The organism is Pseudooceanicola pacificus (assembly GCF_009789075.1).
GTDB classification, from domain to species: domain Bacteria; phylum Pseudomonadota; class Alphaproteobacteria; order Rhodobacterales; family Rhodobacteraceae; genus Pseudooceanicola; species Pseudooceanicola pacificus.
In genome coordinates this window covers 87691-98936 of the sequence record NZ_WNXQ01000006.1, presented here as the reverse complement: position 1 = coordinate 98936, position 11246 = coordinate 87691, and the positions used below count along the sequence as shown (strand labels likewise).

Sequence of the window (11246 nt, the reverse complement as noted above, 5' to 3'; positions counted from 1 at the left end):
GCGCGCCTCATTCCGCCGCCTGGCGCATCGGTTCGGCCTCGCGGATCGCGCGGTCCAGCAGATCGGCATCGGCGCTCTCGTCGCCGCCCGCCAGGGGATCGGCGGGCAGCAGCTTGTGTTTCAGCACCATCGCCGCCAGCCGCGCGCGGTCGCCGGTGGAGCCGGACATGCGCGCGTCTTCCCAGGCCATGATCACGGCCGAGGCGGCGTTGTAGACCGCGCTGGCCGCCTGCCGCACCTCGCCCTCGCGGGCCTTGTCGGCGGCGACCGCCTCCATATAGGCGCAGGCCCGGGTCATCGTCTCGCGCAGGCCGCCGGGCAGCATGTTGCCCGCCTCGTCCGACAACGCGTCAAGATGCGCGCGCAGGGCGGCCAGCGCACCCTCGCGCCGGGTGGCGCGGGCGACGTCGAGCGCGACGATATTGCTTGTCCCCTCCCAGATCGAGCCGAGATGGCTGTCGCGCAGCACCCGCGCATCCGAGAATTCCTCGATATAGCCGCAGCCGCCGCGCACCTCCATCGCGTCGCCGGCGACCTTGCGGGCATCGCGGCAGGTCCGGAACTTCAGCAGCGGGGTCAGGATGCGCAGCACCTTGGCCGCCGTGGCATCCCCGGCATCGGCGCGTTGCAGCACGCGGGCGGTGTGAAACACCATGGATCGACCCTGTTCCGCCGTGACATGCATCTTGAGCAACTGGCGGCGCATCAGCGGCAGATCGGCCAGACGCTGGCCAAAGGCGGTGCGGTTGCGCGCGATGAACAGCGCCTCGGCCACCGACCGGCGCATCATCCCGGCCGAACGCACGCCGTTGGCCAGACGCGACATGTTGATCATGTCGGTCATCTGCTTGAACCCCTGCCCGGGATCGCCGACCAGATGGGCCACCGCCCCCTCCAGCGCGATCTCGCCCGAGGCCATCGAGCGGGTGCCCAGCTTGTCCTTGAGCCGCAGGATGCGATAGGCGTTCGGGCTGCCGTCGGGCAGACGCCGGGGCAGCAGGAAGAGCGACAGGGCGCGCGTCCCCTCGCCCGCCCCCTCGGGCCGGGCCAGCACCATCGCCAGATCGGCATCGGGATTGGAGCAGAACCACTTGTCGCCGTAGAGCCGCCAGTCCCCGTCGTCATCGCGCCGGGCCACCGTCTCGATCGCGCCGACATCGGAACCCGCCACCTGTTCGGTCATGAACATCGCGCCCTGAAACGCCACATCCATGTCCTGGCTGGTCAGCTGGTCGAAATATTCGGCCACCAGTTCGGGGTCGCCGAATTTCACCAGGGTGCGCGTCAGGCTGTCGGTCATCGACAAGGGACAGCAGAGCCCGAATTCCGCCTGAACGAACAGATAGACCAGCGCATACTTGGCCAGCGGCGGCAGTGTGTCGGGCCGCCCGAAGACACCCCCGCGATGCGACATGGCGGCCAGCCCGAATTCGCCAAAGGCATAGTGCTCCAGCCGCTGATAGGCGGGGTGCTTTTCGATCCGCTGGTCGTCGGCGCCGATGCGGTTGCGCAGGTGCAGCACGGGCGGGTTCTTGTCGGCGGCCAGGGCCAGCTCTTCCAGCTCTCCGCCCGCCAGCGCCCCCATCCGGTCGAGATGGGGCAGCAGCGCGGCAAAGGTGTCGGCGTCAAGGTAGACCTTGAGCAGCTGCCGCATCGCCGGATCCGCGTAAAAGGCGTTCAGCCCGGCGCTGTCGGGAATGTTGCGGTGTATCTCGGGCATGTGCTTCCTCCTCCCGGGCCCCGGCGGGCCCTGTTGTCTCGTGTCAGGCCTCGGCCCTCAGTGGTGTCATGTCCAGCGCCCCTGCCCCGCATTCCGCCGCCACCGCGCCACGGATGGCCGCTGCGATTTCGGGCATGCGGGGCACGAAGCGGTTTTCGGGGCCCGCCGTGGTGACGGCATAGGCATGTCCGTCGATCCTGATCGGCAGGGCGACCCCCGCCAGATCGGACGAAAAGGCCGAATTCGACATGAACCAGCCGCGCTCCTCAGAGTCGGCGATCTGCTGGCGCACGGTCTCGGCCTCCATCGGCGAATTGCGGTTATAGGCCTGATAGCGGATGCGTTTCAGCAGGGCCTCGCGCTCGGCGGTGGCCATGCGGGCCATCAGCGCCTGGCCCGAGCCGGTGACATGGATCGGCAGCCGCATCCCGGGCCGCGCAACATAGCGCAGCATCTGCGGGCTTTCGCGTACATCCAGCATCACCACATGCAATCCGCTGGCGCGCGCGATCCACGCGGTCTCTCCGGTCTCGTCCACCAGCCGGTCCAGCACGCGGGTCAGCGCAGCGGGCACCGGATCCGCCTCGGACACCGCCTGGGCCATCGTCAGCCAGCGGGGCGTCGGGTAATAGGCGCCCCTGGCGCGCGGTTCGTACAGATAGCCCCGTTCGGCAAGGGTAGAGACGATATTGAAGGCCGAAGAGCGCGGCCATCCGAAATGGTCGGTCATCTCGGCCACGGTGGCAGGCGCGCGCCGTTCGGCAAAATACTCCAGCACAAGGAGCACGTTTTCAACTTGCCGGACCATACAAGCGCCTCCCCATAAGTCCACCTGTGTGGACTTATTATCCCCTATCTTGGACTTCCGCAATAGCCCCTGCCCCATGCTCCTGCCCCATGCCCCTGCCCCGGCGGGGCGCGGCACCCGCCTCGCCATCTATGCGGCGAAGCGACCGCCGCACTGGCCGGAGGGCGCAACTGCTGTCACCATGCCCACAGGGATCACATCCGCCGCAGGAGGCAGCATGACGACCTGGGAGATCTTCGGGATCCGCCACGCGGTGAACAGAACCCGCAAACGCGGCCAGAACTTCATCAACGACGCCGACCCGCTGGCGCCGCTGCAGATGGATTTCTACTGCTGGGTCCTGCGCTCCGGCGACAGGGTGATCGTGGTCGACACCGGGATGGACCCGGTGAAGGGCGCGGCAACCGGCAATGTGCAGGTCATCAGTCCGGTCGAGGCCTGGCGCGCGCTTGGCGTCGACCCCGCGGCGGTCGATACGGTGGTGCTGACCCATGCCCATTACGACCACATGGGCTACCTGGGTGCCCTGCCGACTGCCCGGTTCCTGATGCAGGCCGAGGAGATGGCCTATGTCACCGGCCCGCTGATGGAAAAGGCCACGTTTCGCCAGGCCTACAAGCCCGACGAGATCGGCCAGCTGGTGACCCTGCTGCATGGCGGACGGCTGCACCTGCACGGGCGCGAACTGCGGATTGCCGACGGGGTGAGCGCGCATTGGGTTGGCGGCCATTGCGCCGGGCAGGAGGTCCTGCGGGTTCGCACCGCCCGGGGCTGGGTGGTGCTCGCCTCGGACGCGCTGCATTACTACGAAGAGCTCGACCGCGGCGTGCCTTTCGCCATCGCGGTCGACCTTGGCGCGATGCTGGCCGCCCACGATCTGATCCGCGAGCTGGCCGACAGCGAGGCCCATATCATCCCGGCCCATGACCCGCTGATCGCCGACCTGTACCCGGCCGTGTCGCCCGACCTGGCGGGCCGGATCCTGCGGCTGGATGCAACCCCCGCTGCACGCGACTCATAGCACCGGCCCCTCCGATCCCAACACCCGGGCCAAGACGCCCTGCCCCACCGCATCGAGCCGCCTGTCGCCCGCCCGACCCGTCTGATACCATCCGCGAGACCCGGAGAGCCGCATGACAACCCACGTCTTCCACCGCACGCCCGAACGCCCCGCCATCGCGACCCGCGCCAGGGGGATCGAGATCACCGACGCCGAGGGCAAGACCTATATCGACAGCTCGGGCGGTGCGGCGGTCAGCTGCATCGGCCACGGCGATCCGCGCGTGGTCGAGGCCATCGCCAAACAGGCGGCCACCGTGGAATACGCCCATACCGGCGCCTTCACATCCGAACCGGCCGAGGCGCTGGCCGAACGGCTCTGCCGGTCGACCACCCTGCCGCTCGACAAGGTCTTTATCGTCGGCAGCGGGTCCGAGGCGGTCGAGACGGCGGTGAAGATGGCACGCGGCTATCACCTGGCGCGCGGCGACGAAGGGCGGCACCGCGTCATCGCAAGGCGGCAGAGCTATCACGGCAACACCCTGGGCGCGCTGGCCCGTGGCGGGCATGTCGCGCGGCGGACGCCCTTTCTGCCGATGATGCCCGAGGCGCTGCTGGTCGATCCCTGTTTCGCATACCGCCACGCCCTGCCCGGCGAAACGCCCGAGGCCTATGGCCTGCGCGCCGCCGACAGCCTGGAGGCCGAGATCCTGCGCCTTGGCCCCGACACCGTCTCGGCCTTCCTGGCGGAAACCGTGGTGGGCGCGACCACCGGCGCGGTGCCCCCGGTGCCCGGCTATTTCCGCCGCATCCGCGAGATCTGCGACCGTTACGGCATCCTGATGATCAGCGACGAGGTGATGTGCGGCGTGAACCGTTGCGGCCCCTTCTTCGCCATCGAGGAAGACGGCGCGGCCCCCGATATCGTGACCCTCGGCAAGGGGATGGGCGGGGGCTATCAGCCGATCGCCGCCGCCATGTGCACCGCCGCGGTGCATGACGCCTATTCCGATGCCGGGCGCAGCTTTGTCAACGGGCACACCTATATGGCGCATCCGGTTGCCTGTGCCGCGGCGCTGGCCGTGCAGGATGTGATCCGCGACGACGGGCTGGCCGCGCGCGTCGCGCCGATGGGGGAAAAGCTGCGCCAGCGGCTGGAATCCCGTTTCGGCAATCATCCCAATGTCGGCGACATCCGGGGGCGCGGCCTGTTCCAGGCCATCGAGATCGTGGCCGACCGGGACGACAAGACCCCCTTTGCCGCCTCCGACGGCATGGCGGGCCGCATCTTCGACGCCTGCCGCGACCTTGGCCTGCTGGTCTATCCCGGCAGCGGGACGGTGGACGGGATCAGAGGCGACCACCTGCTGGTCGCCCCGCCCTACAACGTGACGGAGGCGCAGATCGACACGATTGTCGCGCGCCTTGGCGACGGGGTCGACGCGGGGCTGGCGCAGGTCGGGCGGTAACCTCCGACCCCGGGAAACGGCGGCGGGTCGGCCTCAGCCGCCGATAAACCGGCGCACGACGTTTTCCAGCATCCGCGCGCAGCCGTTGTCGAACCCGTTCCACGGCAGGCTGCCGCAGAAGGTGATCGAGCCGGTGGCGAAGATATGCCCGCCGCCCGGCATCTCGGCATAGACGATCTCGGCCCGGACTAGGTCGCGCGGCGGCTCGCCGGTCACGGTCCTGAGGTGGCTGAGCAGTTCCTCGGGCACGCAGACGAAATTCGGACCGTGATCGAAACTGCGCGCCAGCACCACGGTGCCCTCGGGCGTTCCCAGCTCGAAATCCGCGCGGTCCAGTTCGAACCCCGCCGCGCCGCCGCCGGAAAAGCCGTAATCGCCCAGCGGGTCCTCGCTCACGCCGTCGAAGATCCAGGCATAGGCCGGATCGCGCGCCGTTTCGGTCAGGCGATAGCCCGACCCCTCGAACAGCCCCTGCGACGAGAAGCCGACCGCGCCGACCTGTTGCGGCGCGCGCCCGTTGCGGCGCCACATGCCGCCGTACTGGCCATCGAGCATGTTATGCGCCTCGCCCGCATCCGCAGCCCAGGCCCGGATGCCGCCCTCGGCCCGGCGGATCTCCATCACCCCGGGGAGGTTGTCGTTCACCGCGATCTTCCAGTAAAAGCCGTTGCCGCCGAGATAGCAGAAATTGCCACCCTGCCGGGAATAGTCCCTGAGCGCGTCCAGCGTCGCGGGGGTGTGATATTCGGGGTGCGATCCGGTCACGAGGCAGTCGTATTCCGCGATCAGCCCCAGCCCCTCGCGGTGCAGGTCCTCATCTGTGATCACGTCGACGGGGATGTCCTTTTGCCGGAACCATTCGACCAGATGCCCGTCCGCCGGGAAATGGCGCAGACCCGAGCCTTCGTGGATCGCGAAGGTCAGGAAGCCGGGGCGCATGGTCAGGATCGGGCGCAGCCGCGAGGACAGGCAATGGCCCGACCCGTCGGGGTGGAAGTTATAGGTCGAAAAGCCGAAGCCCGGGTAGCTGTCCGGCCCGCGCGGGGTGCCCCATTCGGCTATCCGCGCCTCCATCGCCTCGTCGAGGTTGTCGCGCGCGTGGTTGGCATAGGCCATGTAGGTAAAGGTCGAGGCGAGGTAACAGACCTTGGCCGTGGTCCTGCCCCTGGGCGGCAGGACGTAGAAGGGGATCGTGTCGGTCACCTCGCCCTGGGTGAGTTCGACACCGTAGACGCCAGAGGCCATGTCGTCGGGGATCGTCAGTTCCAGGTCGGTGGACCAGCCGCAATCATGCAGGTCGTCCTCATGGAAATGGATCGCGGAATATTGCGATCTGGCATGGGGCCAGGCCATTTCCTCCCCCGTCCAGCGGGATCCGCGCATGGCGCGGGCCGGCAGGTTCACAAGTTGGCCATGCAGTCCATGCGGGCCCGAGTCGATGACGCTGACCCCCTGCATGCCCTTGGTGAAATCCCAGTTGGCCAGGATGGGGCCGTCGGCGGCATGGGCGCGGATGACGATATCCTCCATGCGCCCGTTCAGATGCCCGCTCATGCCGCCCGGCCCCGGAGCCGCCGCGAAACAGAGCCGCGTCGCGGCCTGTGGCGCCCAGATCAGCGCGCCCGAGGTCTCGGCCGCCTGCAACCCGTCGGACGAGGCTGCCGACATCGCAACGGTAGCCGCCCGCAGGTCGAAGGAGAGCGCCACCCGGTACCAGACCCTGCGCTTCAGCGGTATTGCAAGCGTGATGCTCTCGCGCCAGTTCGCCAGTTCCAGCCCGTCGGTCCGGGCGGTCAGGGTCCAGCCTGTGTCAAGTGCCAGAAGCGTGCCGCCGTCTTCGCCCAGCAACCAGGGCTGAAAGCCGAAGGACAGGTGCACCTTGGGCGCGTCAAGGACATTGCCCAGGGGCACCCAGCCCCAGCTGCCCATCTGCGCCACCTGCCTGCGCCCGGGATATGTTCCCAGATCGAGGCCCGGCACCGCCTCTGTCTGGATGCCCATCCCTGCGGGGTTGGCGTCGGCGTTCCAGATGCGCACCACCCGGGCGGCAACCTCCCCTGCTGCCTCGGCCGAGGTCTTGACGCAGATGCGCTCTCCCGGTCGGGCCGACAGGCGGTCGAGATATCCGGTCAGCGGCGGCACGGCCCGGTTTTGATCTGTCATTCTGGCAATCCTCCCACGCGCATGTCGCCTGGTAGAGCCTGCACGTTTCGCCCCGGCCTACAAGCCTGCAGACAGACGGGCCACGACTGTGGAGCGCGTCGTGCAATATCCCGCTGTGGTAACAGGAAACCGGTGCAGACCGGTCCGATAGCGTCCGAACTGTCCGGAGCGGGTCGAATCGTAGTCACGCAAATTCGCGGATCCGTGAGCCGCGCCCGCGACCATATCGCGTTACTGGCCCTGAAAGACCGGATTGGGTAGAACACGGGGGACCGCGAGCCTGTGGATAACTCGGCCAAAATTTTGAGCGGTAAATTCAACGTATTAGAGACTAATTTTTTTGATGCCCAAGACCCGGCACACTCGATATGGGTGAAGTGCCTCCTGGCCACGCAAACGGCGGCAGTACATTTTTTCTTGAGATCTTTCAGGGCAACCGGCATACCTGTAACGAGAAAAGAACAAGTAACACGTCTATCGCGTTTCTACAGGGTGGGTCAGGGCAGTCCCACGTCAGTAACGCGAAACGGGCGGATCGAGACAGGCCAGCGCATGCACCCCGTGTTGCACGACAAGTTGAAGGCGGATGCCGACAGGCTTTCCGAAGCCTTGGAGCATATGTCCAAGCTCTTCCTTGCCCCCAAGGAAGAGAAGACGCTCCGCAGCTTTACCACCGCCGAGGTGGCCGAATTGCTGCGGGTCAGCGATGGATACCTGCGCAAGGCGCATTTTGACGGCCGCATTCCCGAGGTGGAACAGGGGCCGGGGAACAAGCGGCTCTATTCCGCGGAAAACATGCTGGAAATCCGCAATATCCTGGCACAGAACGCCAAGGACCCCTTTCAGTTCCTGCCGGGGCGGCGCCCGGGCGACAAGCTGCAGATCTGGTCGACCGTCAATTTCAAGGGCGGCAGCAGCAAGACCACGACGACGGTCACGCTGGGCATGCGTCTGGCATTGCGCGGCTATCGCGTCTGCGTGATCGACGCCGACCCGCAGGCCTCGCTCACCACCTTCTTCGGCTACCAGCCCGAGATCGACTTTCGCCACGGCGGCACGCTCTACGATGCGATCCGCTATAACGATGGCGACACCTCGCGCGCCCCGATCACCGAGGTGCTGCGCAAGACCTATTTCCCCAACCTCGACCTGGTGCCCGGCGGCATCCTGCTGTCGGAGTTCGAGACCGAGACGCCAACCGCGCTGAGCCGGGGCGAACAGCCGGTCTTTTTCAACCGCATCCGCGACTCGCTGAGGCAGGTGGAGGACGATTACGACATCGTCCTGATCGACTGCCCGCCGCAGCTTGGCTATCTGACGATGTCGGCGGTCTGCGCCTCGACCTCGATCCTGATGACCATCATCCCGGAGAGGGTCGACCTTGCCTCGGCCAGCCAGTTCCTGACGATGGCCTCGGGCGTGCTGGAGGTGCTGCACTCCAACGGCGGCATCAGCGCCTATGACAATTTCGCCTATCTGCTGACCCGGTTCGACACCGCGATCAGCACCCAGGCCGACCTGGCCGAATGGATCCGCGAGTTGCTGGGCGACAGCGTGATCCGTACACCTTTCGTAAAATCCTCGGCCGTAAGCGAGGCAGGCCTGTCGCAGAAGACGATCTTCGAGGTCGACCTGGCCGGGTCCAAGAACCGCAAGACCTATGAGAGGGCGCTGGAGTCGGTGGTCAGCTTCTCGAACGATATCGAGGAAATGATCCAGGCCGCCTGGGGCCGTGGAGGCAGCGATGAAGCGTGACCTGTTGGCGAAGAGCCTGGCCCAGATGGGATCGAAATCCGGCGACGCCCCGGCGCCCGGCGAGGGCAAGCCGCGATCGCTGAAAAGCATGTCCGACGTGCTGTCGCAGGTCTCCTCGCAATCCGCCCAGGAGGTGGACGTCGCCGAGATCGCGGATTCCGAGATCGCCGACCGTTTCGATGTCACCGAGGGGCTGGAGGATCTGGTGGAGTCGATCCGCGTGTCGGGTCAGCAGCTCCCCGCCCTGCTGCGCTACAGGCGCGGGGCCGGGCCGCGGTACGAGGTGGTTTACGGCCGCCGCCGCATCGCCGCCTGCCGGGCCCTGGGGATCAAGGTCAAGGCCTACATCAAGGAGATGGACCAGCGCGAGGCGCTTGTCTCGCAGGCGCTGGAAAACTCCGCCCGGCTGGAACGCAGTTTCATCGAACAGGCGATCTTTGCCACGCGGCTGGAGGATCAGGGGTTCACCCGTGCCGAAATCGGCGAGGTGCTGGCGGTGGACAAGGGCACGCTCAGCAAGCTCATCGGCGTGGCGCGCGACGTGCCGGACGCGGTGATCTACGGCATCGGTGCGGCCCATGACGCGGGCCGGCGGCCCTGGCTGGAACTGCGGCGCCTGGTGCGCGAACCCGGCGCCCCGGCCGAGGCCGCCCTGCTGGACATGCTGCCCAGCGACCGCACGCCCGCCGCACGGCTGAGCGCGCTGATCGCCGCCCTGCAGGCGGGCGAGAGCGCGCGGATGATGGCCAAGGCGACCCGTGGTCCGGCGGCCCCCCTGCCCCGGGTCAGGGGCAGCTCGGTCTCGTACAAGGCACGCGAACGGCGTCTGACGATCCAGGTCGCCGAGGCGAAGGAAAAGGGCTTTATCGCCTATGTCGAGGAGAACCTGGACCGGCTCTACCGCGACTGGCAGGCCGAAAAAGAGAGTTGAGGCATTCAATGGAACAGGTAACCCATTGATTTAATTGGGTTGTCCACGGGCAACCTGACAACGACAGGCAAAACAGAGCAGCAAGGAGGCAGACAGAAGCGCAAAAAGAAACCCCCCGAAGGCGGTGAAGCACTCCAGAGGGTCCCGATTTACTAGCACTTTATTGGTACCCCCAAAATCGAATCGCTGCAACACCGATCTCGGTGAACGGTCCATTTTTGCCGTCTGAAATCGGATGAATCTTGAACAGGTCGCGGCCGTGACGGTCGGGGCACAGGACACCTGTGCCGAACCACACCCCCTGCCCTTTGCGGGCATGGGAACGATAGAGGTGCAGCCGCACTTTGCCCCCGTGACCCGGCGCGCGCTGATGGCGGCAGTGAACACGGTTGCCCGGGATCTGGGCCTGCGCGCGGCCTCGGTTGTCGTCATGGACGCGCTGCTGAGCTGCCTGCCCTGCAAGGACCCGAAGTCGGGGGCCGAGGCACCGATCACACCCGCGACGCTGCTCACCGTCTTTGCCGCGAACGAAACGCTGTGCTTTCGCGCCAAGGGGATCACCGACCGGCAGCTCAGGCGGCACCTGGAGCGGCTGGAAGAGGTCGGCCTGATCCGGCGCCGTGACAGCGCCAATGGCAAGCGGTTCCCGCTCCAGCGCGGCGGGCGCATCGTGGGGGCCTACGGGATCGACCTGTCGCCGCTGCTGGAACGCGCACAGGCCTTGCTGCAGATGGCCGAACGCCGCCGCCAGGAACAGGCCGAGCTGCGCGGGCTCAAGGCCCGTATCCTGCGGCTGCGGGCGGATTGCCTCGCCCTTGCCCGCGACCCCCGGATGCTGGAGACGCTGGACGCCGCGCGCAACGCCGTGCGCCGTGTCGGCCTGACCCTGGCCACCGCCCGGGACCTGATCCGCAGCCTGGGCGCGCTGCTGGCGGACATGACAGCCGGGAGCGCACCGGATACCCCCGGTGCAGAACACGCCGGGACAGACCAATTGCCCGCCTCTGACGGACAAAACGTCCGCCACGAAGAACCAGAAAATCCAGATACAAAAAAAACCGCAACCCACCCGATCAGCTGGTCCGCGTTAAACACGGTCCCGGCCTTCTTCCCCGACCCGCCGAGAACGGAGCAGGGGCTGTTGCGCCTTATCTACGATTTCGGGGCGATGTTGGGCATTCAGCCCCCCGCCCTGTCGCAGGTCGTTTCAACCATCGGCCCGATGCCGGCACTGGTGGCAATGGACGGCATTGCGATGAAAATCGAACAAGTCGAAAACCCCGGGCGCTATCTCGCCGGGATCGCGGCAAAGGCGCGGTTTGCATCCGTTGGCCGTGGTCCACAGGCGGTGCCGGGATGACCGGACCAGACGAAAAACGCCGCCGGTCAGCGCAACCGGCG

General features: G+C 66.9%; 8 protein-coding genes. 5 read left to right on the top strand and 3 right to left on the bottom strand.

Annotated features, from left to right (window positions below; translation table 11 throughout):
* Positions 1 to 7: 7 nt before the first annotated feature.
* Together GLS40_RS11920 and GLS40_RS11915 are read right to left on the bottom strand one after the other, a co-directional pair.
* On the bottom strand, positions 8 to 1720 hold the full coding sequence (locus GLS40_RS11920; protein ID WP_160382953.1) for an acyl-CoA dehydrogenase family protein: 1713 nt from the start codon (positions 1718 to 1720) through the stop codon (positions 8 to 10).
* Positions 1721 to 1763: 43 nt separating this feature from the next.
* Positions 1764 to 2528: an IclR family transcriptional regulator gene (locus GLS40_RS11915; RefSeq protein WP_160382952.1), complete on the bottom strand. Its 765-nt coding sequence runs from the start codon at positions 2526 to 2528 to the stop codon at positions 1764 to 1766.
* A gap of 217 nt (positions 2529 to 2745) precedes the next feature.
* Between GLS40_RS11915 and GLS40_RS11910 the strand changes: the two genes are divergently transcribed.
* Positions 2746 to 3549 (top strand): N-acyl homoserine lactonase family protein, encoded by an 804-nt coding sequence (locus GLS40_RS11910; RefSeq protein ID WP_202076104.1) that lies wholly within the window; start codon positions 2746 to 2748, stop codon positions 3547 to 3549.
* Between the two features lie 112 nt (positions 3550 to 3661).
* Positions 3662 to 4996: an aspartate aminotransferase family protein gene (locus GLS40_RS11905; RefSeq protein ID WP_160382950.1), complete on the top strand. Its 1335-nt coding sequence runs from the start codon at positions 3662 to 3664 to the stop codon at positions 4994 to 4996.
* A gap of 33 nt (positions 4997 to 5029) precedes the next feature.
* Here the strand turns inward: GLS40_RS11905 and GLS40_RS11900 are convergent, their stop codons facing one another.
* Positions 5030 to 7159, bottom strand: a complete 2130-nt coding sequence (locus GLS40_RS11900) for a N,N-dimethylformamidase beta subunit family domain-containing protein (protein ID WP_202076102.1) — start codon at positions 7157 to 7159, stop codon at positions 5030 to 5032.
* A gap of 552 nt (positions 7160 to 7711) precedes the next feature.
* On the opposite strand from GLS40_RS11900, the gene repA reads away from it, so the two are divergent.
* The 3 genes from repA (at position 7712) to GLS40_RS11885 (ending at position 11205) form a co-directional block, all read left to right on the top strand.
* Entirely contained in the window at positions 7712 to 8914 is a 1203-nt protein-coding gene (gene repA / locus GLS40_RS11895) for a plasmid partitioning protein RepA (protein WP_160382949.1), read from the top strand.
* Positions 8904 to 9845, top strand: a complete 942-nt coding sequence (gene repB / locus GLS40_RS11890) for a plasmid partitioning protein RepB (protein WP_160382948.1) — start codon at positions 8904 to 8906, stop codon at positions 9843 to 9845. Before repA ends, repB begins: the two co-directional genes overlap by 11 nt.
* Positions 9846 to 10080: 235 nt before the next feature.
* Positions 10081 to 11205, top strand: a complete 1125-nt coding sequence (locus GLS40_RS11885) for a helix-turn-helix domain-containing protein (protein ID WP_160382947.1) — start codon at positions 10081 to 10083, stop codon at positions 11203 to 11205.
* Positions 11206 to 11246: the final 41 nt, after the last annotated feature.

What these genes read in the sequence shown, in the direction of transcription:
- repA (WP_160382949.1), top strand. Translation starts at nt 7,712, where the DNA reads ATGCACCCCGTGTTGCACGACAAGTTGAAGGCGGATGCCGACAGGCTT.
- GLS40_RS11915 (WP_160382952.1), bottom strand. Translation starts at nt 2,528, where the DNA reads ATGGTCCGGCAAGTTGAAAACGTGCTCCTTGTGCTGGAGTATTTTGCC.
- GLS40_RS11910 (WP_202076104.1), top strand. Translation starts at nt 2,746, where the DNA reads ATGACGACCTGGGAGATCTTCGGGATCCGCCACGCGGTGAACAGAACC.
- repB (WP_160382948.1), top strand. Translation starts at nt 8,904, where the DNA reads ATGAAGCGTGACCTGTTGGCGAAGAGCCTGGCCCAGATGGGATCGAAA.
- GLS40_RS11900 (WP_202076102.1), bottom strand. Translation starts at nt 7,159, where the DNA reads ATGACAGATCAAAACCGGGCCGTGCCGCCGCTGACCGGATATCTCGAC.
- GLS40_RS11920 (WP_160382953.1), bottom strand. Translation starts at nt 1,720, where the DNA reads ATGCCCGAGATACACCGCAACATTCCCGACAGCGCCGGGCTGAACGCC.
- GLS40_RS11885 (WP_160382947.1), top strand. Translation starts at nt 10,081, where the DNA reads ATGAATCTTGAACAGGTCGCGGCCGTGACGGTCGGGGCACAGGACACC.
- GLS40_RS11905 (WP_160382950.1), top strand. Translation starts at nt 3,662, where the DNA reads ATGACAACCCACGTCTTCCACCGCACGCCCGAACGCCCCGCCATCGCG.